This window comes from Lentzea albidocapillata, assembly GCF_000719115.1.
GTDB classification, from domain to species: Bacteria; Actinomycetota; Actinomycetes; order Mycobacteriales; family Pseudonocardiaceae; genus Lentzea; species Lentzea albidocapillata.
Map to the genome: position 1 here is coordinate 53510 of NZ_JOEA01000015.1, position 24340 is coordinate 77849.

The 24340-nt window shown below is 68.5% G+C and carries 24 protein-coding genes and 1 tRNA gene; 14 read left to right on the forward strand and 11 right to left on the reverse strand.

Annotated elements, in window-relative coordinates:
* The first annotated feature begins 39 nt into the window (after nt 1-39).
* Nucleotides 40-480 (forward strand): ester cyclase, encoded by a 441-nt coding sequence (locus IG04_RS0125200; RefSeq protein ID WP_030479185.1) that lies wholly within the window; start codon nt 40-42, stop codon nt 478-480.
* Here IG04_RS0125200 and IG04_RS0125205 read toward each other — a convergent pair.
* From IG04_RS0125205 to IG04_RS0125225, 5 genes are all read right to left on the reverse strand, one after another.
* The gene (locus IG04_RS0125205; protein WP_245816484.1) at nt 477-1376 is read right to left on the reverse strand and encodes an asparaginase; all 900 of its coding nucleotides are present in this window, start codon (nt 1374-1376) and stop codon (nt 477-479) included. The genes IG04_RS0125200 and IG04_RS0125205 overlap by 4 nt on opposite strands.
* Nucleotides 1357-2124, reverse strand: a complete 768-nt coding sequence (locus IG04_RS0125210; protein WP_030479187.1) for an amino acid ABC transporter permease — start codon at nt 2122-2124, stop codon at nt 1357-1359. Before IG04_RS0125210 ends, IG04_RS0125205 begins: the two co-directional genes overlap by 20 nt.
* Nucleotides 2124-2738, reverse strand: coding sequence for an amino acid ABC transporter permease (locus IG04_RS0125215; RefSeq protein ID WP_030479188.1), 615 nt, complete (start codon nt 2736-2738; stop codon nt 2124-2126). The genes IG04_RS0125210 and IG04_RS0125215 overlap by 1 nt, the downstream gene beginning before the upstream one ends.
* Nucleotides 2735-3613 carry a glutamate ABC transporter substrate-binding protein gene (locus IG04_RS0125220; RefSeq protein WP_030479189.1) on the reverse strand — a complete coding sequence of 293 codons (879 nt, stop codon included), beginning with the start codon at nt 3611-3613 and terminating at the stop codon, nt 2735-2737. Before IG04_RS0125220 ends, IG04_RS0125215 begins: the two co-directional genes overlap by 4 nt.
* Nucleotides 3614-3719: 106 nt before the next feature.
* Complete coding sequence (locus IG04_RS0125225) at nt 3720-3926, reverse strand: cold-shock protein (protein ID WP_030479190.1); 207 nt, start codon at nt 3924-3926, stop codon at nt 3720-3722.
* 210 nt (nt 3927-4136) lie between these two features.
* On the opposite strand from IG04_RS0125225, the gene IG04_RS0125230 reads away from it, so the two are divergent.
* Nucleotides 4137-4391, forward strand: a complete 255-nt coding sequence (locus IG04_RS0125230; RefSeq protein ID WP_030479191.1) for a hypothetical protein — start codon at nt 4137-4139, stop codon at nt 4389-4391.
* A 74-nt stretch (nt 4392-4465) separates the two neighbouring features.
* Entirely contained in the window at nt 4466-5170 is a 705-nt protein-coding gene (locus IG04_RS0125235) for a hypothetical protein (RefSeq protein ID WP_245816486.1), read from the forward strand.
* A gap of 124 nt (nt 5171-5294) precedes the next feature.
* Here IG04_RS0125235 and IG04_RS0125240 read toward each other — a convergent pair whose 3' ends face one another.
* Nucleotides 5295-6392, reverse strand: coding sequence for a sugar ABC transporter substrate-binding protein (locus IG04_RS0125240; protein ID WP_030479193.1), 1098 nt, complete (start codon nt 6390-6392; stop codon nt 5295-5297).
* Nucleotides 6393-6621: 229 nt separating this feature from the next.
* Between IG04_RS0125240 and IG04_RS0125245 the strand changes: the two genes are divergently transcribed.
* The 3 genes from IG04_RS0125245 (at nt 6622) to IG04_RS0125255 (ending at nt 10726) form a co-directional block, all read left to right on the forward strand.
* Nucleotides 6622-8322 carry a S8 family serine peptidase gene (locus tag IG04_RS0125245; protein ID WP_030479194.1) on the forward strand — a complete coding sequence of 567 codons (1701 nt, stop codon included), beginning with the start codon at nt 6622-6624 and terminating at the stop codon, nt 8320-8322.
* A 169-nt stretch (nt 8323-8491) separates the two neighbouring features.
* Nucleotides 8492-9208, forward strand: coding sequence for a helix-turn-helix domain-containing protein (locus IG04_RS0125250; protein ID WP_030479195.1), 717 nt, complete (start codon nt 8492-8494; stop codon nt 9206-9208).
* 54 nt (nt 9209-9262) lie between these two features.
* Nucleotides 9263-10726 (forward strand): alpha/beta hydrolase, encoded by a 1464-nt coding sequence (locus IG04_RS0125255; RefSeq protein WP_030479196.1) that lies wholly within the window; start codon nt 9263-9265, stop codon nt 10724-10726.
* A 65-nt stretch (nt 10727-10791) separates the two neighbouring features.
* On the opposite strand, the gene IG04_RS0125260 is transcribed toward IG04_RS0125255, so the two are convergent.
* Together IG04_RS0125260 and IG04_RS0125265 are read right to left on the reverse strand one after the other, a co-directional pair.
* Nucleotides 10792-13722 (reverse strand): glycine--tRNA ligase, encoded by a 2931-nt coding sequence (locus IG04_RS0125260; protein ID WP_030479197.1) that lies wholly within the window; start codon nt 13720-13722, stop codon nt 10792-10794.
* 115 nt (nt 13723-13837) lie between these two features.
* Nucleotides 13838-14362, reverse strand: coding sequence for a hypothetical protein (locus IG04_RS0125265; protein WP_169746010.1), 525 nt, complete (start codon nt 14360-14362; stop codon nt 13838-13840).
* On the opposite strand from IG04_RS0125265, the gene IG04_RS0125270 reads away from it, so the two are divergent.
* From IG04_RS0125270 to IG04_RS0125285, 4 genes are all read left to right on the forward strand, one after another.
* A complete protein-coding gene (locus IG04_RS0125270) occupies nt 14334-15755 on the forward strand; it encodes an LCP family protein (RefSeq protein ID WP_144065552.1) in 1422 nt (473 codons plus the stop codon). The genes IG04_RS0125265 and IG04_RS0125270 overlap by 29 nt on opposite strands.
* A gap of 116 nt (nt 15756-15871) precedes the next feature.
* The gene (locus IG04_RS0125275; protein WP_245816488.1) at nt 15872-16357 is read left to right on the forward strand and encodes a helix-turn-helix domain-containing protein; all 486 of its coding nucleotides are present in this window, start codon (nt 15872-15874) and stop codon (nt 16355-16357) included.
* Between the two features lie 181 nt (nt 16358-16538).
* Nucleotides 16539-17786 carry a MurT ligase domain-containing protein gene (locus tag IG04_RS0125280; protein WP_030479201.1) on the forward strand — a complete coding sequence of 416 codons (1248 nt, stop codon included), beginning with the start codon at nt 16539-16541 and terminating at the stop codon, nt 17784-17786.
* On the forward strand, nt 17779-18486 hold the full coding sequence (locus IG04_RS0125285) for a type 1 glutamine amidotransferase (protein WP_030479202.1): 708 nt from the start codon (nt 17779-17781) through the stop codon (nt 18484-18486). The genes IG04_RS0125280 and IG04_RS0125285 overlap by 8 nt, the downstream gene beginning before the upstream one ends.
* On the opposite strand, the gene IG04_RS0125290 is transcribed toward IG04_RS0125285, so the two are convergent.
* Nucleotides 18452-19045: a TetR/AcrR family transcriptional regulator gene (locus IG04_RS0125290; RefSeq protein ID WP_051770687.1), complete on the reverse strand. Its 594-nt coding sequence runs from the start codon at nt 19043-19045 to the stop codon at nt 18452-18454. The two genes, IG04_RS0125285 and IG04_RS0125290, sit on opposite strands and share 35 nt — an antisense overlap.
* A gap of 116 nt (nt 19046-19161) precedes the next feature.
* Here IG04_RS0125290 and IG04_RS0125295 point away from each other — a divergent pair, with 116 nt between their 5' ends.
* Nucleotides 19162-20634 carry a flavin-containing monooxygenase gene (locus IG04_RS0125295; RefSeq protein WP_030479204.1) on the forward strand — a complete coding sequence of 491 codons (1473 nt, stop codon included), beginning with the start codon at nt 19162-19164 and terminating at the stop codon, nt 20632-20634.
* Here IG04_RS0125295 and IG04_RS0125300 read toward each other — a convergent pair.
* Entirely contained in the window at nt 20615-21652 is a 1038-nt protein-coding gene (locus tag IG04_RS0125300) for a zinc-dependent alcohol dehydrogenase family protein (protein WP_030479205.1), read from the reverse strand. The two genes, IG04_RS0125295 and IG04_RS0125300, sit on opposite strands and share 20 nt — an antisense overlap.
* 106 nt (nt 21653-21758) lie before the next feature.
* On the opposite strand from IG04_RS0125300, the gene IG04_RS0125305 reads away from it, so the two are divergent.
* Together IG04_RS0125305 and IG04_RS0125310 are read left to right on the forward strand one after the other, a co-directional pair.
* The gene (locus tag IG04_RS0125305) at nt 21759-22895 is read left to right on the forward strand and encodes a carboxylesterase family protein (RefSeq protein ID WP_211257813.1); all 1137 of its coding nucleotides are present in this window, start codon (nt 21759-21761) and stop codon (nt 22893-22895) included.
* Between the two features lie 410 nt (nt 22896-23305).
* The gene (locus IG04_RS0125310; RefSeq protein ID WP_245816491.1) at nt 23306-23920 is read left to right on the forward strand and encodes a TetR/AcrR family transcriptional regulator; all 615 of its coding nucleotides are present in this window, start codon (nt 23306-23308) and stop codon (nt 23918-23920) included.
* Here the strand turns inward: IG04_RS0125310 and IG04_RS0125315 are convergent.
* Nucleotides 23917-24138 (reverse strand): DUF3618 domain-containing protein, encoded by a 222-nt coding sequence (locus IG04_RS0125315; protein ID WP_030479208.1) that lies wholly within the window; start codon nt 24136-24138, stop codon nt 23917-23919. The genes IG04_RS0125310 and IG04_RS0125315 overlap by 4 nt on opposite strands.
* Nucleotides 24139-24247: 109 nt before the next feature.
* Between IG04_RS0125315 and IG04_RS0125320 the strand changes: the two genes are divergently transcribed.
* Nucleotides 24248-24324: transfer RNA gene (locus IG04_RS0125320), tRNA-Leu, on the forward strand.
* Nucleotides 24325-24340: the final 16 nt, after the last annotated feature.

Consider the following 24340-nt stretch of genomic DNA (forward strand, 5'->3'; position numbering starts at 1 on the left):
TCCCTGCGACGTACGGCGTACGTAGGAGGGTCGGCCGGTATGACCGAGTCCAGGGCGCTCAGAGCGCTGCGTGAAGCGATCGTCTTGGAACACATGGAGTCGCAGAACGACCACGACTTCGACACCTCTCTGAACACGTTTCCGCACCCCCGCTACGAGATCATGGCGTCCGGCCAGGTCCTCGATGGCGTGGACGCGGTGCGCGCCTACTGGCAACGCACCCGCGCGGCGTTCCCCGACCAGCGCAACAAGGTCATCGACGTCCACCATGCCGACGACGCCGTGATCGTGGAGTTCGAACTGCAGGGCACGCACCTGGGAAGCCTCATCGGCGAAGAAGTTACCGGACGGTCGTTCAAGGTCAGGATGGTCGGTTTCTTCCTGTTCGACAAGGACGTCCTCGTCTGCCAGCGCGTCTACGGCGACACGGCGACGGTCATGGCCCAGCTGGGCATGCTCAAGGTCCCCGAAAAGTTCTAGAAGACGACACGAACCTCTCCGACGACCTGCCCGCCGCCGAGCACCGGCACGGACAGGGACTCCTTCGCGGGCGACACGTCGAACCCCATGGCGGCCAACGCCGTGAGCCCGATCGCCGTCGTGGCACGGGGATTGCCGTCGAGCACCTTCACCGCGACCGCGTGCCCGGTGGCGGTCGCCAGCACCAGCACACCTTCCGCACCGCCCTTGGCCACCACGCCCGGCAGTTGCTGCATGACCACGGTGTTCACATGCCCGGTCCCGCCGACGTACTCGGGGAATCCGCGCATGGCATCGGCGACAGGCGTGCGCACCAGCCCCTGCATCGCCCGCGCCAAGCCGTGCAACGACAACCCGTACACGGGCGCGCCACAGCCGTCGATCGCCGTGTGCACAACGGACTCTCCGGACAACTCCTCCACCGTCCGCATCACCAGCCGCTGCAACGGATGCGAAGGCTCCAGATAGGTCTGCGTCGGCCACCGCGCCGCCACGCACGCCGCGAGCATCGCCGCGTGCTTGCCCGAACAGTTCATCCGCACCCGGGAAGGTTCCGACACCCGTTGGCGCGTCTCCTCGTCCTCGGGCCAGGACGGCGGGCAGCGCAGCAACCCGACCGGCAACCCGCCGAGCAGCTCCATCACCAGCTCGACGTGCCGGTTCTCCCCCGTGTGCGACCCCGCCGCGATCGCCAGCGCGGGCCCGGCCAAGGGCGCGCCGGCGGACAGGCACGCGAGCGCCTGGAACGGCTTCATGCACGACCGCGGCAGCACCGGGTCCTCCACCGGGCCGACGGAAACGCCCACGGCTCCGGACGGCAGCAGGCCGACGACGCTGCCGTGGTGCAGGCTCTCCACGAACCCCGACCGGGTCACCTCAGCGAGCAGTGCGGGCACGAGCAGCCTCCAGCCGGTGGGCCAGCCTGGACAGCGCCAGGTTGACCACGAGGTAGACGAACGCGACGACGATGAAGGTCTGGATCAGCAGACCGTTGTAGTTCGCGAGCACCCGCCCGTTGAACAACAACTCCGTGTAGGAAACGACATAACCCAGCGAGGTGTCCTTCAACAGACTGACGGCCTGGGTCACGAGCAACGGCGTCATGTGCCGCACGGCCTGTGGCAGCACCACGAACCGCGTCACCACACCGTCCGGCATGCCCAGCGACAACCCCGCCTCGCGCTGGCCGGGATCGACCGCCGAGACGCCCGCCCGGAAGATCACCGCGTAGGACGCCGCGTGCGACAACGCGAGCGGCACCACGAGCTTCCAGAACAGCGGCAGGTTCACCCCGAACGACGGCAGCACGAACAGCATCACGTACACGAGCAGCAGCACCGGAACCGTGCGCATGACCTCGGCATAGGCGCGAGTGAACCGGTTGGGCCGCAACGCGAGCAGCAACCCGCCCGCCATCGCCAGCACACCCGTCGCACACGCCGCCACCACCGTCGACCACAGGCCTTCAAGCAGATAACGCCACACCGGCCAGGTCAGATACGGCCTCCACCGAACCGGCTCCAGCTGCCCACCGGCCGCGAACTGGCGCAACCCCAGCGCGACTAGCCCGAGGAGCACCAGCCCGGACACCACGGAGACCCAGAAGACCCGGCGGCGGAACCGGGGGCCAGGAGCGTCGAACATCAGGCCAGCCGCCGTTCCAGCACGCGTGCCCCGAACCCGATCCCGGCGGCCATCACCAGATAACAGAGTCCGACGCCGGTGAACACCAGCAACGGCTGCGCGAGCTCCAGGTTGATCCGTTGCGCCGCACGGGTCATGTCCACTACTCCGACCACACCGGCGAGTGCGGTCGCCATCGTCAACGCGATCGCGATGTTCGCCAACGGCTGCACGACGTTCTTCAGGGCCTGCGGCAGGATCACGTGCCGCAACGACTGCCGCAGCGACAGCCCCAGCGCCCGCGCGGCCTCGCCCTGACCGGACGCCACCGAGTTCACGCCCGACCGCAGCGCCTCCGCCACGAAAGCCGCCTCGTACAGCGCGATCGCCGTGAAAGCCGTCCAGAACAACGGCATCGTCACGCCCACCTCCGGCAACCCGAACACGAACAGCACCAGCCAGGCGAGCAGCGGGACGTTCCGCCACACCTCGACGTAGACCGCGCCGGCCCCTCGCAACAGCGGTACCGGCACGATCCTCATGACAGCGACCAGCAGCCCGGCGAGCAACGCGCCGGCGAACGACAGCAGGGTCAGGGCGACGGTGTTCAGAAAGCCTTCGAGGACCAGGCTCATGAGGCGATCGCGGGTGGCGCCGGCGCGTCGCCGGTGACCACGGTGCCGATCGTCTGCTTCCAGACCTCCTGCCACAGCCCCGACCTGCCGAGCTCACGCAGCCAGTCGTCCACGAACTTCGTGAACTCGGCGTCCCCATGCTTGATGCCGATGCCGTACGGATCCTCGGTGAACGGCTCACCGACGAGCTGCAGTTCGCTGTCCTTGGACGCGCCGGCGACCAGGATCGCCTGGTCCTGCACGTAAGCCTCGCCGCGGCCCTGCTTCAACGCCGTCAGGCACTCGGGATCGGAGCCGAACTCGACGATCTTCGCGGTGGGCGCCACGTCCTGGACGGCCTTCACCCCAGGGGTGTTCGCGCCGACGATGACGGTCCTACCAGCCAGATCAGCGGGTCCGGAGATGCCGGACGTGCCCCTGCGCACCGCGATCGACTGCCCCGACCGGTAGTACGGGCCGGCGAACGACACGCGCTCCTCGCGCGCGGGCGTGATCGTGTAGGTCTGGATGATCACGTCGACGGTACCGTTGGCCAGCAACGGTTCGCGCGTCTCCGACGTCGCGGAGAGCAGCTCCGTCGAGGGCTTGCCGACGATGTAGTGCGCGAGCAGCTTGCCCAGGTAGGCGTCGAAGCCGGTGAGCTCGCCGCTGATCGGGTCGAGCTGGGACAGCAGCGGGGCGTCCTGGGAGCCGCCGATCAGCAGCTCGCCGCGCTTCCTGATGCGGTCTACGGCCGAGCCAGGCGTCACCTGACCTGTGTAAACGGGCGCCTTGGCCAGCAGGGCGTCGATCTTGCCACCGCCGGGCACCGCATCCGAGCCGCCGGAACACCCGGCCACGAAGAGCAACAGAGCAACTACGAACAGTCTCCCCATGCCGCGACGCTACTGAGCGCGATGAATCGGGCACAAGATACGACAAAGCCGCTTGTCCGATAGTGGACAGGCGGCTTGTCTTGAATCTAGAGCTGACTGGTCAGACTCAGACGGCGCGAACGCCCTGGGCCTGCGGGCCCTTCTGGCCCTGACCGATCTCGAACTCGACCCGCTGGTTCTCGTCGAGGGACTTGTAGCCGTTCCCCTGGATCTCCGAGTAGTGCACGAACACGTCGGCGCCACCGTTGTCGGGGGAGATGAAGCCGAAGCCCTTCTCCGCGTTGAACCACTTGACGGTGCCCTGTACTGCCATCTTGCTACTTCTCCTCTAACAGGTGCCGGATCGCGCTCGCGACCACCGGGTCAAGTCACAGCGGCGTCTTCTCCGGAACCTGGAGAACCCGCTCACTCGCAACCTCGTTCCGCGAGCGGGGTGATCCACGAACACGAAACGTACGACCGAAGACAGTCAACCACGGGTCCCCGCCCTCAGTCGAGCCATCGATTTCGCTGCTACCGTGAGATGCCAGGTGAGTTCGCGGAGGTGCTCGTGTCGGAGCTGACGGCGATGTCGATCAAGGTCACCGTCGCACCCCAGATCGCCGGCGGACTCGCCGCACTGGCCGGAGAACACCTGCGCGACACACCGGCCGAAGCCGCCCCGAAGGGCCGCGACAAGGGCCGTACGACGATCTCCAACAAGCTGGTCGGGGACGTCCACGGCACCGTGTTCCAGATCGGCACCGTGAAGAACATGAACATGCCCGAAGGCCGGTAACCTGGAAGGTCGTTGACCCAGGGGGCCGCGGCTTGACCGGCAGCGAACGACTGCTCTTCTTCTTCATCGGTTTGGTGACCACATTCGTGTTCATCCGCATCAGCGTGCGCATGATCAGGGCGAAGGTCCGCTGGTGGCCGGGAAACATCGTGCACGGCAACACGCACGTGCATCACGTCGTGTTCGGCACCGTGCTGCTGCTCCTGTCCAGCGTCGCGGGCCTTGTCATCCCCGACGACCTGCACGGCGCCAGGCTGGCCGCGGCGGCCGGTCTCGGGGTCGGTGCGGCGCTGGTGCTGGACGAGTTCGCGCTGATCCTGCACCTGAGGGACGTGTACTGGATGAAGGCGGGCCGGCTGTCCGTGGACGCGGTGTTCCTCGCCGTCGGCCTCACCGGGACGTTCCTGCTCGGCGCACGCCCGTTCGGCTACGACGAGGTGCTGCAGCTCAACCCCGAGACGACGCCGGCGTCCACGTTCACGCTCCGGCTGATCATCATCTCGGTGAACCTGTGCTTCGCGATCGTGGCGCTGCTCAAGGGCAAGATCTGGACCGGCCTGCTCGGCCTGCTCGTGCCGGTGGTGCCCGCGGTGGGCGCGGTGCGGCTGGCCCGGCCGGGGTCACCGTGGGCGCGCTGGCGCTATCCGGAGGGCTCGCGCAAGCTGGCCCGCGCGTACCGCCGGGAGGCCAGGATCCGGCAGCCGATCATCAAGGCGAAGATCGCCGTTCAGGAGTTCATCTCGGGACGTCACGACCTGCCTGATCAAGACAGGCCGTGACGGGTCTCTGGCGCCGGTCGCGGCACTAGGCCTGTATCGAAGTCTGGTTCGATGAGAGTCGCGCTTGAGGTGGTTCCTGGCGGCCTCGGGCCCGGCTATCGCGGATCAGACTTCGATACAGGCCCTAGCCTCCGACGATGTCCTGCTGGGCGCAGACCTGGGCGAGCCCGCCGGCGCACAACTCCGCCGGCTTGACAATGCCCTCCGTGACCAGCGTCCGGACGGAGTCCTTCTTGATCAGCGTCGCGCCGAGCAGCACCGACTTGATGTCGCGTCGCGAAACGGGATCCCGCAGGTTGCCGGTGGCGAGGTCATCGGCACCCTCCAGGTCCCCGCGGGCGATGGCGATCGCCAGCCTGGCGGCGGCCTCGGCCTCGTCGCGCACCGGCTTGTAGACGGTGACGCACTGGTCGCCGCCCAGCACGGCCCGCAGACCGTCCACAGTGGCGTCCTGACCGGTGACCGGGACCCGCAGGTTCTTCTTCTTGAGCACGGCGATGACCGCGCCGGCCAGGCCGTCGTTGGCCGCGACCACGCCGTCGACCTTGCCGCCGTTCTCGTTCAGGATCTGCTCGAACAGCTGACCGCCGAGGTCGTTGTTCCAGTCGGCGACCGGCTGCGACTTCACGAGCCTGAGCGCGCCGCTGTCGTACTTCGAGGACAGCCGCGACTTCTGGCCCTGGGTGAAGAGGGTCGCGTTGTGGTCGGTCGGAGCGCCCTGGATCTCGATGATCTGGCCGCCCGGCTTGTCGCCGAGGCAGGCCAGCAGGCCGTCCGCCTGCAACTGGCCGACGTTCACGCTGTCGAAGCCCACGTGGTACTCCGCCGTGCCGCCGAGCGTGACCCGGTCGTAGTCGATGACCGGGATGTTCGCGGCCTTCGCCTTCTTGTGGACCGCGAGACCGCCGGCCGCCGACAACGGCGTGATCATCAGGACCTTCACCTTGCGGCGGATCATCTCGTCGGCGATCTGCGCGAACTTCGCCTCGTCGCCCTCGGCGTTCTCCATGAACGGTTCGATGTCCGCGTAGTTGAACGCCTGTGTGAGCAGAGGACGATCCTGCTCTTCCCAACGCGTGGATGTCGTTCGGTCGGGAAGGATTACCCCGACGATTGGTTTGGGGCCACGCGTAGGCAGCGTCGGAGACCCCTGACCTGCGTCACCACAGGCGGAGAGGAGAAAGAGCAGGCACGCCGACGATGCCATTACCCGTCTTCGCATAATCGCGAAGTTCATCCCTTGAATCTTGTTAAGTCAAGATTTCTTCTTATAACATCACGCTCCGCTTCCGATCGGCTACAGTTCGATTCCGTACGAAAGGCGCTGATGCGCAGCGAATTTTCGTGTCAGTGTGTCCAACTTGGGCGGCGATCGGGGGCCGCGCTGTGTTGTTGGATCCAGCCCTGACCGGGTGTGAGGAGACAGCTAGGTGAGAACGCGCAGAACCGTGATGGCGGTGGCGGCAACGGTGTCGCTGATCGCAGCGGGCACTTCGGCGGCGGGGGCCGCGCCGGCCACCACAGGGCCGACCACGGAGTACACCGTCCTTCTGGAAGAACCCGGAAACCGCGACTTCGCGATCGACGCCGTGGAAGCGGCGGGCGGCGAGGTCGTGCGGAGCAACGACGCCGTCGGCCTGCTGACGGTCAAGGCGCCCGCGAACGGCTTCGCGGAGAAGGTTTCCGCTTCGAGCGCGATCGTCGGTGCCGCTCGGACCAAGCCGATCGGGCACGCACCCGCGGCGAAGGCCGAGAAGGTCAAGCGGGACAACGTCGAGAAGGAGAACAAGGGCGAGAAGCCGAACAAGGCTCCCGCCCAGCAGGGAACGACGGCCGGCATGGACCCGCTCGACGGGGACCTGTGGGGCCTGAACCTCGTTCGTTCCAACATCGCGCGGGCCAAGCAGGCCGGCGACAAGCGCGTGTACGTCGGTGTTCTCGACACCGGTGTGGACGGTTCCCACCCGGACATCGCGCCGAACTTCAACAACGAACTGTCGCGCAACTTCACGGTCGACATCCCCAACGACTCCGACGGTGGCGTCTTCGACGGCCCGTGTGAGTTCCGCGGTTGTGTCGACCCGGCGAACTGGGACGACGGCGGCCACGGCACGCACGTCGCCGGCACCATCGGCGCCGCTGCCAACGGTTTCGGCATCTCCGGTGTCGCACCGGGTGTGTCGCTGGTCAACATCCGCGGCGGCCAGGACGCGGGCTCGTTCTTCCTGCAGCCCGTCGTCGACGCCATCACCTACGGCGCCGACATCGGCCTGGACGTCATCAACATGTCGTTCTACGTCGACCCCTGGTACATGAACTGCGCCAACGACCCCACGGCCTCGGTCGAGGAGCAGCTGGAGCAGCGCACGATCATCGCGACCGTGCAGCGCGCGTTGAACTACGCGCACCGCAAGGGCGTCACGCTGATCGGTGCCGGTGGCAACAATCACGAGGACCTGGGCAAGCCGCGCCAGGACACCGTGAGCCCGAACTACCCGCCGGGCCACAACCGCCCGCGTCCGGTCGACAACGCGACGTGCCTGAACCTCCCGACCGAGGGCAACCACGTCATCTCGGTGTCGTCTCTCGGCCCGTCGACGAACAAGGCCGACTACTCGAACTACGGCGTTGAGCAGACGGCGCTCTCGGCTCCCGGTGGTTACTTCCGCGACGGCCTCGGCACGCCGTGGTACCGCACCAACGAGAACCTGATCCTGTCGACCTACCCGCGCAACGTCGCTCTCGCCGAAGGCGCGATCGACGAGGCCGGCAACATCACCGAGGCCGGTCTGGCCGCGGGTGTGAAGAAGGCCGTGCAGGGCGACAAGGTCGGCTACTACCAGTACCTGCAGGGCACCTCGATGGCCGCCCCGCACGCCGCTGGTGTCGCCGCGCTGATCGTCAGCCAGTACGGCAAGAAGGACAAGAAGAACCCCGGCCTGACCCTCTCGCCCGACAAGGTCGAGAAGGTGCTCTACAAGACCGCGACGCAGCGCGCCTGCCCGAACCCGCGCACCGTGTCGTACGTCAACGTGGGCCGCTCGCCGGAGTTCGACGCCACCTGTGAAGGTGACGCGAAGTTCAACGGCTTCTACGGTCACGGCATCGTGGACGCCTACGGTGCTGTCACCCGCGGTGGTCAGTTCCTGTAAGTCCTTGTAGGACGACAAAAGGCCCCGGTCGGCTTGACCGGGGCCTTTTGCGTGCGACGAAAGTGGACTCTCCCCGCCACCTTCGTCTGAAAGATCCGCCCTGCCTTGACCGTGCCGTAGCGGCATGGTTTCAACTGAGTCGGGTCAGGGCCGAACGGAGGGAAACGTCGTGGGGTGGAGCACCAGCCAGCTGGCCGATCTCGCCGGCACGACGTTGCGCACGATCCGGCACTACCACGACGTGGGCCTGCTCGCCGAGCCGGAACGCCGCGCCAACGGCTACAAGAGCTACGGCGTGCCCCATCTCGTGCGGGTGATGAGGATCAAGCGTCTCACCGATCTCGGCCTGTCGCTCACGCAGATCGCGGACCTCGGTGACGGGGACGAACATCCCGGTGAGGCGTTGCGTGAACTCGACGCCGAACTGGCCGCGACGATCGAACGGCTGCAACGGATCCGGGCCGAACTGGCGGTGATCCTGCGCCAGGAGGCGCCGACCGACCTGCCGGCCGACGTCGCGGCGATGATCTCGGAGGCGAACCTGTCACCGCAGGACCGTTCGTTCACCGTCGTGCTGGCGCAGCTGCTCTCGCCGGAGACGCTGACCAGGTACGCCGAGACGCTGAAGGGCTACTCGAAGGATCCGGCGGTCGTCGAGTTCGACACGCTGCCGGAGGACGCCGACGAGCAGACTCGGCAGAGCCTGGCCGAACGCATGCGCGCGATGCCGTACATGGCCGAGATGCGTGCCGCGTTCCCGGACGCGGCTGGTCTGTACAGCGACGCACCGCGCGGTGTGGAGCACGCGAAGCGGACGGTCATCAAGGTCATGGTCGAGCTCTACAACAAGGCCCAGCTGGACGTTCTCGTCCGCATGAGCGGCTGACATTCCATTGGTTTCGGCGCGCCGAGGGGGCGCGTCGTCGGGGAGGATTTGCTAATGCGAAAATCGTTGTCTCTGGCTGCGGTCGTGACCGCCGCCGCAGCGCTGGTGGCGGTACCGGGGGTGTCGTCCGCCGCACCTCCCGTGAAGCAGGTGCAGTGGGTCGCGTGTCCCGCTGACGTGGCGCTTCCCGGACTGGAGTGCGGAAAGCTCCAGGTGCCGCTCGACTACCGCGAGCCGCAGGGCCGCCAGACCGAGGTCATGATCACCCGGCTGGCCAGCAAGAGCCCTGAGAAGCGCAAGGGCATCCTGCTGACCAACCCCGGCGGGCCGAGCGAGGGCCTGACGTTCCCGTTCATCCTGAAGGCACTGGGAATGCCGCAGAGCGTGCTGGACGCGTACGACATCATCGGCATGGATCCGCGCGGCCTCGGTTACAGCTCGCCGACGACGTGCGACCTCACGGAAGAACAGATGGCCGCGGGCAGCGTGCCGCCGTACGCCGTGAAGCCGTCTGACGTGCGCAAGCGCGCCGACGAGACGAAGAAGATCGCAGAGCAGTGCCTGAAGTCGTCGACCGCGGACACGTTGCCCTACAACACGACCAGGAACATCGCCCACGACCTGGACAGCGTTCGCGCCGCACTGGGTGAGAAGAAGGCTTCGTTCCTCGGTTACTCGTACGGCACCTACCTGGGTTCGGTCTACGCCACGCTGTTCCCGAAGACCAGCGACCGCGTCGTGATCGACAGCAGCCTCCCCGCGAGCGGCTGGGACGTCGAGGGCGGGCGGCTGATGGCCCGTGGCGTGGAGGACACGTTCCCGGACTTCGCGAAGTGGGCGGCGGCGCACCCCGAGTACGGCCTGGGCGCCACGCCGCAACAGGTGCGCGCCAAGTACTTCGACCTGGCCGCACGACTGGACGAGAAGCCGTCTGTCGAGGGCATCAACGGCCAGATGTTCCGCATGGGCACGTTCGCGGGCCTGTACAGCACGACTGACGAGTCGTTCGCGAAGCTCGCCGCCTCCTGGAAGGCGTTCGACACCGGCCAGCCGCAGCCGCCGCAGGAGTTCCCGGAGGTCCCGCGCATCCAGGCCCTGCTCGCGGGCCGCCTGAACGTGATCTGCGGCGACTCGGAATGGCCTTCGACGGTCCGCGCCTACGAGCGCAACGTCGCCGTGGACCGCATCCGCTACCCGATGTTCGGCGCGGCCGCCGCGAACATCCAGCCGTGCGCGTTCTGGCCGAAGCCGGTGGAGAAGCAGGTGCGGCTGTCCGACCGCGGACCGCGCAACATCCTCATGGTGCAGAACGAGCGCGACCCCGCCACGCCACTCGCCGGCGCCCACTCGACGCGGCGCGCGTTCGGTGACCGGGCCGCGATGATCACCGTCGACCAGGGCGGGCACGGCGCCTACCTGATCGGCAGGAACAAGTGCGCCAACGACAAGGTGACCGAGTACCTGCTCGGCGGGCAGCGTCCGGCACACGACCTCAAGTGCGCGGCTGAGACCGGCTGACCGAAACGGCGTCTGCAAGTACTACCGGCCAACAGGCCGGCGGTACTTGCAGACGCCCGTTCGTCCTACAGCTGGGTCCAGTCCAGCACCGGAGCCGCGAAGTCCCGGATCGAAGCCAGCAGCCCAAGCCGTGCGGCCTTCACCTTCTCGTCCTCGGCCATCACGAGCACCTCGTCGAAGAACGTGTTGATCGGCGCGGTCAGCCCTTCAGCGGCACTGAAGAACGCCGCCAGCCCGACGACATCCCGCGACACCCCGTCGAACGCCTTGTGCAGCGCCACCTCGGCGGGCTCCGACAACACCGAGGCGTCGTACGAGCCCTCGACAGCCGCGGGCACGATCCGCCGCACCCGCTGCAACGCCGCAGCCAGCGCGTCGAAGGACTCGTTGCCCGCCAACGACTCCAGCTGGGTCAGCGTCTCGTCGGCCAGCACCGGTGAGTCGGCCAGCGGGAGCACCGCCTGCACGAACCGGTGCTCGTGCCCGCCGTCGAGCAACGCCTGCTCGTACCGGCGCACCGCGAACTCGCGTGCGGTCTCCAGAGCCTCCGCGGAAACCTCGAGTCCTTCAGCGGCAAGGGAAAGCGCCACCGGCAGCGTGATCGCGCGCAGGTCCGGGAACGCCCGCAGCACGGTCACCGCGCCGAGAGCCGCGCGGCGCAGGCCGAACGGGTCGGACGAACCGGTCGGCTGCGCGCCGATGCCGAACAGGCCCGCCAGCAGGTCGAAACGGTCTGCCAGCGACAGCAACGCGCCCGGCACCGAGGACGGCAGTGCGTCGCCGGCCGAGCGCGGGAGTTCCATCTCCCACAACGCCAGAGCGACCTCGGACGTCTCGCCTGCGCGTGCCGCGTACTCGCGCGCCATCACGCCGGCCAGCGACGACAGCTCGATCACCATCTGCGAGCCGAGGTCGAACTTGGCCAGCGCACCCGCGCGGTCCAACGTCTCACGGTCGACGTCGACGACAGAAGCGAACCGGCCCGCGAGCGAAGCGATCCGCGCGGCACGGTCGGCCATCGAGCCGAGCTTGTCCGCGAACGTCAGCTTCGCGAGACCGGACTTCATCTCGTCCAGCGGCGTCTTGAGGTCCGCCCGCCAGAAGAACGCCGCGTCCTCGTAGCGCGCACGCAGCACGGCCTCGTTGCCCGCCCGCACCAGGTCCGCGTCCACGGCACCGTTCGCCACGGCCACGAAGTGCGGCAGCAGGGTCCCGTCGGCCGACCGCACCGGCAGGTAACGCTGGTGCTTGCGCATCACGGTGGTGAGGATCTGCCCCGGCAGTTCCAGGTACCGCTCCTCGAACGAGCCGAGGATCGGCGTCGGCCACTCGACGAGGTTCGTCACCTCGTCCAGCAGGCCGTCGACCTCGACGACACCGCCGACCGACGCCGCCAGCTCCTGCGCGGCGGCGACGATCGAGGCGGAACGCACCGACGAGTCGGCCTGAATTCCGTGCGACTGCAGGAACTCCAGGTAACCGTCCGCTTTGGACACTTCGACGACCGGTGCGTCGGCCGTCCGGTGCACGCGCGTCGAGGTACCCGAGGCGAGCGACGACACCGCGACCGGCACCGGGGTCTGCCCCAGCAACGCGAGCAGCCAGCGGATCGGCCTGGTGAACGACAGCTTCGGGTCGTTCCACTTCATGTTCTTCTCGGCCCGCAGGTCCGACACGACCTCGGCCAGCAGCCCGCTGAGCACCTCGACGGCGCCACGGCCGGCATCGGACTTGGTCAGCGCCACGAACTCGACGCCGTTCTCGGCCACCCGCCCCAGAGCCGACACCTCGACGCCCTGGCCGCGCGCGAAGCCCTGCACGGCCTTCGTCGGGTTGCCGTCGCCGTCGAAGGCAGCGGAAACGCGAGGACCGCGCACAGTGCGTTCGGCGTCCGGCTCACGCGGGGAGACCGCGGGCACCAGCACGACGATCCGGCGCGGCGTGCCGTGCACGGTCACCTCGCCGCAGGACAACCGGGTCGCTGCCAGCTTCGAGGTCACCGCGGCGCGCACCGCGTCGACGGTCCGGATCACCTCGTGCGGCGGCAGTTCCTCGGTGCCGATCTCGAACAGCAGCGTGGCCGGCGCGACGACGTCCGCGAAGGACGAGGGCTTCTCGACGGCGGCCGGGAGCTCGGCCACACCGAGAGGGTGCCCGAGCTCGGACCGGCGCTCGGCCCACAGCGCGGCGACCTCACGGGCCAGTCCGCGCATCCGGCCGAACGCACGGGCGCGCTCGGTCGTGGAGATCGAGCCCCGCGCGTCCAGCACGTTGAAGATGTGCGAGCACTTCAGCACGAAGCTGTGCGCCGGAACGGGCAGGCGGGCGTCGAGCATGCGCCGGGCCTCGGCCGCGAACTCCTCGAAGAGGCGCTTGTTCGCCTCCACGTCCGCGTCGTCGAGGTAGTAGCGCGACATCTCGAACTCGGCCTGGCCGAACGCCTCGCCGTAGGAGATGCCGGGCGCGTAGGCGATCTTCTTGAAGTGGTCGACGCCCTGCAGCGCCATCATGATCCGCTCGATGCCGTAGGTGATCTCCACCGACACCGGGTCCAGCGTCATGCCGCCGGCCTGCTGGAAGTAGGTGAACTGGGTGATCTCGAGGCCGTCGAGCCAGACCTCCCAGCCGAGGCCCCAGGCACCCAGGGCGGGCGAGGCCCAGTTGTCCTCCACGAACCGGACGTCGTGCCCGCGCACGTCGATGCCCAGCGCCTCCAGCGAACCGAGGTAGAGCTCCTGCGGGTCGCCCGGGTCGGGCTTGAGGATCACCTGGAACTGGGTGTGCGTCTGCAGCCGGTTCGGGTTCTCGCCGTAGCGGGCGTCGTCGGGCCGCACGGACGGCTCCACGTAGGCGACGCGCCACGGCTCGGGGCCCAGCACGCGCAGCACGGTGGCCGGGTTCAGCGTTCCCGCCCCGACCTCGGTGTTGAACGGCTGCACCACGATGCAGCCTCGGTCGGTCCAGTACTTGGTCAGCGCGAGCAGCGCGTCCTGCATCGTCAACACGGCGACGAGTCTACGAAACAGATAAAACCGCTGGTCAAGGGGCCTCGATCGGGTGGTCTTCGCCACTGTGTCACCCTGTGCACAACCGAGTGGCGGCCCCGCACGTCTACTTGGTGTACCCGAATGTGCTGAAAGGAGTGGGTGTGGACAACCGGCCGCCGCGGCCGGGAGACCCGAACGGGAATCCCAGGCGACCTTCCGCCACCCCGCGCCCCCAGACGGGCCAGCCCCGCCGCCCGCAGGTGCCACCACGTGCGGCCGAGCCTCCACGCAGGCAGCCCGGCGGTGCCGAACCCCCACGCCGGGAGCCTCCGAAGCGCGCCGAACCGCCGCGTCGTGAGCCGGCGAGCCGCGCCGAACCGCCGCGCCGCGAGACCCCGCGCAGGGAGTCGGCGAACCGCAGCGAACCACCGCGCCGCGCACCCGGCCGAGCCACGTCGTCCGCCCCGCGCCCGCGTCCGGTCATCGACCGTCCCACGGTCCGCACCACGCCCGCGAAGGCGGCCGCATCCGCGTCCCGGCCGAGGCCCAGGCCCGCACCGGCCCGCCGGCCGAGCAAGGCCGAGCGCGGCGCGTCCACCGGCGCCAAGATCTTCATCAGCATGCTGTCGGCGACGGTCCTGCTGGTCACCGGCATCGCGTGGCAGAACCTGACGGCGCTGACGGACGGCCTGACCAAGCAGGACCTGAACCTGGCCGACGCGGGTGAGAAGCCCGCCGACGGCGCGATCGACATCCTGCTGGTCGGCATGGACAGCCGCACCGACTCCAAGGGCAACCCGCTGCCGCCGCACATCCTCAACGAACTGCAGGCGGGCGGCGCCGACGACGGCGGCTTCAACACCGACACGCTGATCCTGCTGCACATCCCGAACGACAGCGGCAAGGCCTACGCCGTGTCGTTCCCGCGCGACTCCTACGTGAAGATCGCGGGCGGATTCGGGCGACACAAGATCAACTCCGCCTACGGTTTCGCCAAGAACAAGGCCGCCGAGAAGCTCCAGGGCAGCGGCAAGCCCGCGCCCGAGGTCGAGATGGAGTCGCGCAAGGCGGGCGCGAACAACCTCATCGAGACCATCCAGACCCTGACCGGCGCGACGATCGACCACTACGCCGAGGTCAACCTGGTCGGCTTCTACGACATCACCAAGGCCATCGGCGGCATCGACGTCTGCCTCAACACCAAGGTGCGCGACAGCTTCTCCGGCGCGAACTTCCCCGCGGGCCAGCAGACCATCGAGGGCAAGAACGCGCTCGCGTTCGTCCGCCAGCGCCACGGCCTGCCGATGGGCGACCTCGACCGTGTCGTGCGCCAGCAGGTCTTCATGGCGGGCCTCGCCAAGAAGATGCTGTCGGCGGGCGTGCTCGCCGACAGCACCAAGCGCAACGACATGATCAAGGCCGTCAGCGGCGCGATCGTGCTCGACGACGGCTGGGACATCACCAAGTTCGCCCTGCAGATGAAGGACATGACGGGCGGCAACATGACGTTCCAGACGATCCCGACGGGCAACCCCGACCTGCAGACGCCGGAGGACGGCTCGGCGGTCGAGGTGGTCGAGTCCGAGGTGCGGACGTTCGTCAAGAACCTCGGCAAGGGCCCGGCGTCGTCGAACCCGGCGGACCCGAAGTTCGACAAGGCCTCGGTGACCGTCGACGTCCGCAACGCCTCCGGCCAGGCCGGTCTCGCGGGCCAGGTGCTCCAGTCGCTCGTCGCGAAGGGCTTCACGGGCGGCCAGACCGGCAACGCCGACGCCATGTCGAAGTCGGTCGTCCGCTACGGCAAGGGTGGCGAGGCTGGCGCGAACGCGGTCCAGGAGACGCTCGGCGGCCTGAAGGTCGAAGAGGACGTGAACGTGCCGGCCGGCGCCGTCCGCGTCTTCCTCGGATCGGACTACGCGGGTCCCGGCGCGCGGGGTTTCACCGGTTCCGGAGTACTCGCCCTGGACGGTGCGCGTCAGCAACCGGCTGACCCCGCGGCCCCTCCGCCCATCTCCGCAGACGGTGTGCGCTGCGTAAACTGATACCCAGAGTAGATATGTATCCCCCATTCGGGGGGTTCTCCTAGCAAGTTGCGTAAGCGGCGAAGCACTGGCGCCTTCCATCACCGTGAGACCCGCTCACGGGGTGGAGGACCAGGGTGCAGACTGCGAACGGCCAAATCGACACAGTGGCGTACCAGCGCGTGCTCGGTGATGAGATCCGCAGCCTTCGCAAGCAGCGCGGATGGACCCGCAAGGAACTGAACAAGCGGCTGCAGACCGAGATCTCGCTGCAGACGCTGGCGACCTACGAGCTCGGCACCCGGCAGTGCTCCGTCGTGCGTCTCGTGGAGATCTGTCACGCCCTCGACGTTCCGGCACACGAAGTCCTCGCCCGCGTGCACGAACGCTTCTTCGGCGACACCCCCGCCGGGCATCTGACGCTGAGCCTCACCGGGATCGCCGCGACCGACAACCCCCGGATCCTGCCGCTCAAACGGTGGGCGGCCGGACGGCTGCACGCGCTGCCGTCAGGTGCCACGCCCGACGTGCACCTCGACCTGCCCGCACTGGAAAACATGGCGCAGCTGTGTCAGGTGCCGACGGTGGAGCTCATCCGGATCCTGCGTGGTCTCTCCCGGTGAAAAGCACAGGTGCCTCAGCCAGGCAACGCTCAAGAACATGACTCCAACATTTGCCAGGTGCCGATGGTGGAGCTCATCCGGATCCTGCGAGCACTGAGTCGCTAGTTGTACCGAACCCCGTTCACACCAACGCAACCACCGTCCGAAAGGGCCGAACAGCTTCGCCGGTAGCATCGCCGGGGTGAACGATTCCCCCGCCCGCCTCCCCCTGCGCACCGCAGCCGCCGTGAAACTGGGCAACCTGAGTTCCACGCTGTCCCAGAAGATGGGTCTCGGCGCCGGCGGCATGATCGGCGGCCGGGTCGCGCTGAAGCTCGACCCGCAGGCGCTGGGCCACCTCACCCAGGGCCGCAGGGTCGCCGTCGTGACGGGCACCAACGGCAAGACCACCAGCACGATGATGCTGGCGCGGGCCGTGGGCGCGCTCGGCGAGGTCGCCACGAACCACAGCGGCGCGAACATGCCCGACGGCCACGTCACGGCGCTTTCGAAGCAGCCGGACGCGCCGTACGCCGTGCTGGAGTGCGACGAGGCCTACTTCCCGGCCGTCGCGGGCGCCAGCAACCCGTCCGTCGCGGTGATCCTGAACCTTTCGCGCGACCAGCTCGACCGGGTCGGCGAGGTCCGCACCATCGAGCGGTCGCTGCGCGACGCCGTCGACAAGCTGCAGAACTGCACGATCATCGCGAACTGCGACGACGTGATGGTGACGAGCGCGGCTTGGAACGCCTCCAACGTCGTCTGGGTCGCCACCGGCACCGGCTGGCACCACGACTCGGCGAGCTGCCCGCGCTGCGGCAACCCGATCCGCTGGCAGGGCGAGCACTGGCACTGTACGGGCTGCGACCTCTCCCGCCCGCACCCGAACTGGATCACCGCCGACGAAGCGATGATCACGCCGGACCACCAGCAGCTCGAACTGCGCCTCACGCTGCCGGGCAAGTTCAACCAGGCCAACGCCGTCATGGCGGCCGCCGCCGCCCACGCGATGGGTGTCCCCGCCGACGAGGCGGTGCGCCGCCTGCGCGGTGTGTCCAACGTGAGCGGGCGCTACCGCACGATCCAGCGGGGTGGCCGCAGCGCGCGTCTGCTGCTCAGCAAGAACCCGGCGGGCTGGAGCGAGACCCTCACGGTCGTCAAGGAGGCCAACCACCCGGCCGTCCTGGTGATCAACGCCCAGGAGGCCGACGGCCGCGACCTGAGCTGGCTGTGGGACGTCCCGTTCGAGCGCCTCCAGGGCCGCACGGTCATCGCGTCCGGCGAACGGGCGACCGATCTCGCCGTCCGCCTGACCTATGCCGAGGTCCAGCACACGATCGTGCCCGACCCGCTGAAGGCCATCGACCAGATGCCGCAGGGGGCGGTCGAGGTCATCGCCAACTACACCGCGTTCCGCGACTTGAATGCCAGGGCTGCCGCTGATGAGTGAGTCGACAATCCAGATCGCGCTCGTGCTGCCGGATCTCCTCGGCACGTACGGCGACTTCGGCAATGCCGTGGTCCTCGAGAAGCGCATGACGTGGCGCGGTATCAAAGCCGAGATCGTGCCGATCAACTACGGCCAGCCGGTGCCGGACTCGTGCGACATCTACGTCGTCGGCGGAGGTGAGGACACCGCGCAGACGCTGGCGGTGAAGCACCTGCGCGAGCACCCCGGCCTGCAGCGCGCCGTCACGAAGAACGCCGTGGTGCTGGGCGTCTGCGCCGGCATCCAGATCTTCGGCGAGAGCTTCACCCGTGCCGACAACGTCACGCACCCCGGCATGGGCCTGATCGACTCGACCTCGCACGCCGGAGGCAGCCGCGCGATCGGTGAGGTCCTCGCCGAGCCGGCGAACGGCCTGTTCGAGGGCGTGCTGAGTGGGTTCGAGAACCACCAGGGCCGCACCGTGCTCGGCCCGGCCGCCCGGCCGCTCGCGCACGTCAAGGTCGGCACCGGCAACGACGGCAGCGTCGAGGGCGCCGTCCAGGGCAGGATCCTGTGCACCTACCTGCACGGCCCGGTGCTGCCGCGCAACCCGCAGATCGCGGACCTGCTGATCGAGTGGGCGACGGGTGTGAAGCCCGCGCCGCTGGACCTGCCCGCCGTCACCGCTATGCGAGCTGAGCGGGTGAAGGCAGCGAGCTGACCGGCAACAGCCGGTCCGCGACACCTGGCCAGATCACGGCCATCACGTAGTCGGTTGCGAGCGCGGGCCCCACCGAGGGCCTGCGCTCCATCCACACCGCGAGGCGTTCCGTCGCGCCGACGACGATCTCGGCGAACGCCTCCGCCTCCAGCGGGTCGATCTCCGGCGTGAACGACGCCAGCACGGCCCCGATCATGTCCGTCTGCTGCTGACGGATGCCTTCCACTTCCTCCTGCGCCGACGGGACCGCCACGGCCGCCTCCTGCCGCAACAGCGCCCACGACCTGCGGTGCTCGTCGATGAACTCGAAGAACGCCAGCAGGCCGAGCCGCAGGAACTCCTCGGGACTCGTCGCACCCGCGATCGCCGCCGCCGTCTTCTCGCGCAGCTCCGTGCGCGCACGGTGGATGCAGCCGATGAGCAGGCCTTCCTTCGAGCCGAAGTACTCGTAGAGCATCGGCTTCGAGACGCCCACGCGTTCGGCGATCTCGTCCATCGAGGTGGCGAGGTAGCCCTGCTCGGCGAAGATCTCCTCAGCGACGGTGAGCATCTGGGCCATGCGCTGGGCCTTGGGCATGCGGCGCCGAGGAGCTGTCACGAACTAGAGTCTACCGCTCGTAACTTACTTCGAGTAACCTACTGCGAAGTAGCCACCGCGAGCGGAGGGACTTCCCCATGCACCGAGAGACGAAAGTGCTCGTCATCGGCACCGGCTTCTCCGGCCTCGGTATGGCCATCGAGCTGAAGCGCCGCGGTGAGCGCGACTTCGTGGTGCTGGAGAAGGCCGCCGACCTCGGCGGCACCTGGCGGGACAACTCCTACCCGGGCTGCGCGTGCGACGTGCCGTCGCACATGTACTCGTTCTCGTTCGAGATGAACCCGAGGTGGTCGCGGATGTTCGCGCGCCAGGGCGAGATCTTCGACTACCTGCAGCGCGTCGCCGAGAAGTACCGGCTGCGGCCGCACATCCGCTTCGACACCAAGGTCTCCGGCGCGCAGTGGGACGACGAGGCCAAGCGCTGGCACGTCACGACCGAGCAGGGCGACACGTACACGGCGCAGGCCCTGGTCGCGGGCGTCGGCGCGTTGCACATCCCGAACGTCCCGGAACTGCCGGGCATCGAGAACTTCAGCGGCAAGGCGTTCCACTCGGCGCAGTGGGACCACGACTACGACCTGACGGGCAAACGCGTCGCCGTCATCGGTACGGGTGCGTCCGCGATCCAGTTCGTGCCGAAGATCGCCGGCCAGGTCGCGTCGATGAAGATCTTCCAGCGCACGCCGCCGTGGATCATGCCCAAGGCCGACCGCGCGATCAACGGCTGGGAGCAGAAGCTGTTCCGCGCCCTGCCCTTCACGCAACGGATCTACCGCAACTTCGTCTACTGGGTACGCGAGTCGTCCGCGCTGGGGTTCGCGATCAACCCGAAGATCATGCAGTTCGCGCAGGGCATCGCGTTGAAGCACATGAAGAAGCAGGTGCCGGACGCACAGCTGCGCAGGAAGCTGAAGCCCGACTACACCATGGGCTGCAAGCGCGTGCTGATCTCCAACGACTTCTACCCCACCCTCGGCTACCCGAACGTGGACCTGGTGACGGACAAGGTCTCCGAGGTGCGCGAGAAGTCCATCGTGGACAGTGCGGGCGTCGAGCACGAGGTCGACGTCATCATCTACGGCACCGGGTTCCACGTCGTCGACTCGTTCGACTACCTGGACATCCAGGGCAAGGGCGGCGTCGACCTCGCGAAGCAGTGGCGCCAGGAGGGCATCGAGACCTACTACGGCATCACGGTCTCGGGCTTCCCCAACCTGTTCTTCCTGCTGGGCCCCAACACCGGACTCGGGCACAACTCGGTCGTGTTCATGATCGAGTCGCAGATCCGGTACATCTCGCAGTGCCTCCAGCTCCTCGAAAAACACCGCGCAGCGGAGCTGGACGTGCGAGTGGAGGCCCAGCAGGAGTTCAACAAGGAGCTCCAGCAGAAGCTCACCAAGGGCGTGTGGACCCAGGGTGGCTGCAAGAGCTGGTACCTCGACGCGCAGGGCGTGAACCGCACCGTGTGGCCGGGATTCACCTGGCGGTACTGGATGCGGACCAAGCGCGTGCGCGCCGAGGACTACGTGCTCACGACGGCTGCACGATGACCTTGAGGGCGGTCCGCTCGTCCATCGCCTGGTAGCCCAGCGCGACGTCGTCGAGCGAGACCGTCCGGTCGAAGACGGGACCGGGGTCGATCCGCCCGGCGAGCACGTCGGCCAGCAGCTCCGGCAGGTACGCGCGGACGGGCGCGACACCGCCGCCGATGGCGATGTTGCGGCCGAACAGCTTGCCCAGCGGCAGCCCCGGCATCTCGTGCGGCACACCGACGTAACCGATCCGGCCGCCGTCGCGCACGATGCCCATCGCGGTCTCCCACGACTGCTCGGTGCCGACGCACTCCAGCACCGCGGACGCGCCGAGCCCGCCGGTCATCTCCTTGATCCGCTCGATCGCGGCCTCACCGCGTTCGGAAACCTGGTCCGTGGCGCCGAAAAGCTTCGCGATCTTGGCTCGGTCCTCGTGGCGGCCCATCGCGATGATCCGCTCGGCGCCGAGCCGCTTGGCCGCGAGCACACCGCACAGGCCGACCGCGCCGTCACCGACGACCGCGACCGTCGCACCGGGACCGACACCCGCGCCCATGGCGGCGTGGTGACCGGTGCCCATGACGTCGCTCAGGCTCAGGAACGCGGGCAGCAACGCCGCCGGCGCGTCCGCGGGAACCCGGACCAGCGTGCCGTCGGCCTGCGGCACGCGCACGGCCTCGCCCTGCCCGCCGTCGCTGCCCTTGCTGCCCCAGAAACCGCCGCTGCGGCAGGACGTCTGCAGCCCGGCCTGGCAGTACGCGCACGTGCCGTCGCTCCACACGAACGGCGCGATGACGCGGTCGCCGACGTTGACGGAGTGGACCTCGCTGCCGACCTCCTCGACGATGCCGAGGAACTCGTGCCCGATCCGCTGCCCGCCCTCGCGCTTGGCCACGCCCCGGTACGCCCACAGGTCGCTGCCGCAGATGCACGCGAGCTCGACCCGGACGACGACGTCGGTGGCCTCCTGGACGGCCGCGTCCGGCACCTCCTCGACTCGGATGTCTCGGGTGCCGTAGATCGTCGTAGCCCGCACCGGGCGCCTCCCTTGCCTCGTTGCCCAACCGTTACATCGTCCTCCTGTCCCGGCGTTTCCGCCGAATCGAGACGCTGTGGAATTGCTCATGCTTAGTATCGGCAGGGTGATCACTGCCGAAGGTCTCGTACGGGCGCGCGGAATCCGTTACGCGACAGCTGACCGCTTCGCCGCGCCGTCCCCCGTCGCCTGGGACGGCGTGATCGACGACTCGCGGCGCGGCCCCGCCTGCCCGCAGCCCCCGTCGATGCTGGCGCCGATGGTCGGCAACTCGGTCGAGGGCCTCTCGTTCGACGAGCACTGCCAGGTGCTCTCGGTGACCGCTCCGGCCGGCGCGTCCGGTCTGCCGGTGATGGTCTGGTTCCACGGCGGCGCGTACGTGACCGGCAGCGGCGAGTCCACTAAGTACGAGACCGGACTGCTGGCCTCGGAAGGCGTCGTGGTCGTCAACGTCAGCTACCGCCTCGGCGTCTTCGGTTACCTGCGCGACAACCTCGGCCTGCTCGACCAGTTCGTCGCGCTGCGGTGGGTGCGGGACAACGTCGCGGCGTTCGGCGGCGATCCCGCGAACGTCACGGTCTTCGGGCAGTCCGCGGGCGGCGACTCGGTGTACGCGCTGATGCTCACCGACACGGAGGGCCTGTTCCACCGCGCGATCATGCAGAGCGCGCCGATGGGCACCCGCAGCCCGGAACGCGCGGAGATGACGGCGGCTCTGCGCGCGGCGATCACCGTCGACGCCTCCACCTCCGTGGAGGACGTGCTGGCGGCGCAGGTCGCGGCCGTCGCCGACGTCGGTCCGCGGTTCGGCCCGTCGGGCGGCATGCCGTTCGCACCGGAGGTCGGCGCCGACCTCGCCGCGGCCGCGTCACGCGTCGAACTGCTCGTCGGGCACACGGCCGACGACGGCAGCCCGTACGTGCCGAGCCGGGAGTACTGGGAGGCAGTGACCGAGCTGATCTTCGCCGGCGGTGCGCGTCAGCTGGCGCAGGACTGGACGGCGGCGGGCGGCAGGGTCGCCACCTACCTGTTCAGCTGGGCGCCTGCCGATGCCCCGCTGGGCTGCTGCCACTGCATGGAACTGCCGTTCCTGTTCGACCCGGAGGGCTGGCTCGGGGCGGGCATGCTCGCCGGGCAGGAACCGGATCCCGTGCTGGCCAAGACACTGCGGGGCGCCTGGACGACGTTCGCGCGAAGCGGGCTGGACGCGCTGCCGTCCCGCTCGCTCGAATTCGGCGGGTGACCGCCCGCGGGGCATTTCCGCCGGGGTGCAGCCCGTGCCGTTCCCGTTCCGCGGCGGCGGCTGGGGCGTGGAAGTGTCCTGCTTGGACTGTCCTGGCAGGACTTTCGGGTTATTCGTCGGCCGGGCGCCAACGCCAGCGCGGCGGCCGTGTATGACCCGGTTACACCGCCCCTCGTCGAGACCGGTCGTGATCTTCAGGCTTCCGACATGAATCCCACGAACCCTCCCCGGTCGCGGGCCGACGTGCCATCACAGGCCAATTCCGACGGAGATCACGTAAGCCCGACCGGTGCAACACGATGCAACAACCGGGTGCTGCTGACCCTGCGACTGGGGCAGAACGCCTAGGATGTGCCGCCAAAGGGGCGGGGAGGACACGCATCAGCCGTGCCCTTGTACGAGGAGGTGGCATGGCTGTGTCGACAGCGGCGTTCAACGAGGGCAGGGTCCCCCAGCGGGGCCGTCCTCGCGACGCCAGCAGGGACGACGCCTTACGTCAGGCAGCGCTCGAGGTGATGGCCGAGGTCGGGTACCGGGCACTCACCATGGACGCGGTGGCGGCCCGTGCGCGAGCGGGCAAGGCAACGATCTACCGGCGGTGGGAGTCGAAGCTCGATCTCGTGATCGACACGTGCACCCAGCTCGCCACGCAGAACCTCGCGGCACCGGACACCGGCTCGCTGGCCGGAGACCTGCGCGAGTTCCTCTCGTCGTTCGCCGCGTTCCTCTCAGGACCGATCGGCAAGGCCGCTCAGGCGCTCGTGGGCGAGCTACCGCACGAGCCCGAGCTGGCGGCGGCGTTCCGGGAGACGTTCCTGATCTCGCAGCGCGACGTGCTGCGCGGCATCCTGGACCGGGCCGCCGAACGGGGCGAGCTCAAGGCCGACGCACCGCGCGGCATGGCGGTCGAGATCGCGGGCGCCGCCCTGATCTACCGGCTGATGCTGACCGGGGACCCGCTCGACGAGCCGTTCGTGGAGAAGGTCGTCGAGCAGGTACTCCTGCCGTTGGTGCGGGTTTCCTAGCGGAAGAGCTTGCGGACCAGCGCGAAGCCGACCACGGCGCCGACCGCGATCAGGGTGTACTTCACCTTGGGCTGGCTCAGCACGTCGAGCACGGACGACTTGCCCTGCTCGACGAGCTTCTGCGGGCTGGCGCGCTCGCTGAGCTCGTCCAGGGTGGCGGCCAGCGCGGTACGAGCCTGTTCGATCTCGCGCTGGATGGTGTCGGGATCGCGAGCCACATGTCCTCCTAGCAGCAGTTCTGCCCGCAACCGTAGTGGACGGTCAGGAGTGCGGCTTCGCGCGACCCGGGAGAGCGTGTACATGCAGTGCCTATAGGCTTCCACTTGAGGGGTCGTAGCCCAATTGGCAGAGGCACTGGGTTTAGGTCCCAGCCAGTGGGGGTTCGAGTCCCCCCGACCTCACCATCTTCTGGCGAACTGT

Bases quoted from the DNA above. Each gene is read 5' to 3' on its own strand.
- IG04_RS0125200 (WP_030479185.1), top strand. From the start codon at position 40: ATGACCGAGTCCAGGGCGCTCAGAGCGCTGCGTGAAGCGATCGTCTTG.
- IG04_RS0125210 (WP_030479187.1), bottom strand. From the start codon at position 2,124: ATGTTCGACGCTCCTGGCCCCCGGTTCCGCCGCCGGGTCTTCTGGGTC.
- IG04_RS0125215 (WP_030479188.1), bottom strand. From the start codon at position 2,738: ATGAGCCTGGTCCTCGAAGGCTTTCTGAACACCGTCGCCCTGACCCTG.
- IG04_RS0125220 (WP_030479189.1), bottom strand. From the start codon at position 3,613: ATGGGGAGACTGTTCGTAGTTGCTCTGTTGCTCTTCGTGGCCGGGTGT.
- IG04_RS0125225 (WP_030479190.1), bottom strand. From the start codon at position 3,926: ATGGCAGTACAGGGCACCGTCAAGTGGTTCAACGCGGAGAAGGGCTTC.
- IG04_RS0125230 (WP_030479191.1), top strand. From the start codon at position 4,137: ATGCCAGGTGAGTTCGCGGAGGTGCTCGTGTCGGAGCTGACGGCGATG.
- IG04_RS0125240 (WP_030479193.1), bottom strand. From the start codon at position 6,392: ATGCGAAGACGGGTAATGGCATCGTCGGCGTGCCTGCTCTTTCTCCTC.
- IG04_RS0125245 (WP_030479194.1), top strand. From the start codon at position 6,622: ATGGCGGTGGCGGCAACGGTGTCGCTGATCGCAGCGGGCACTTCGGCG.
- IG04_RS0125255 (WP_030479196.1), top strand. From the start codon at position 9,263: ATGCGAAAATCGTTGTCTCTGGCTGCGGTCGTGACCGCCGCCGCAGCG.
- IG04_RS0125260 (WP_030479197.1), bottom strand. From the start codon at position 13,722: ATGCAGGACGCGCTGCTCGCGCTGACCAAGTACTGGACCGACCGAGGC.
- IG04_RS0125270 (WP_144065552.1), top strand. From the start codon at position 14,334: ATGCTGTCGGCGACGGTCCTGCTGGTCACCGGCATCGCGTGGCAGAAC.
- IG04_RS0125285 (WP_030479202.1), top strand. From the start codon at position 17,779: ATGAGTGAGTCGACAATCCAGATCGCGCTCGTGCTGCCGGATCTCCTC.
- IG04_RS0125290 (WP_051770687.1), bottom strand. From the start codon at position 19,045: ATGGCCCAGATGCTCACCGTCGCTGAGGAGATCTTCGCCGAGCAGGGC.
- IG04_RS0125295 (WP_030479204.1), top strand. From the start codon at position 19,162: ATGCACCGAGAGACGAAAGTGCTCGTCATCGGCACCGGCTTCTCCGGC.
- IG04_RS0125310 (WP_245816491.1), top strand. From the start codon at position 23,306: ATGGCTGTGTCGACAGCGGCGTTCAACGAGGGCAGGGTCCCCCAGCGG.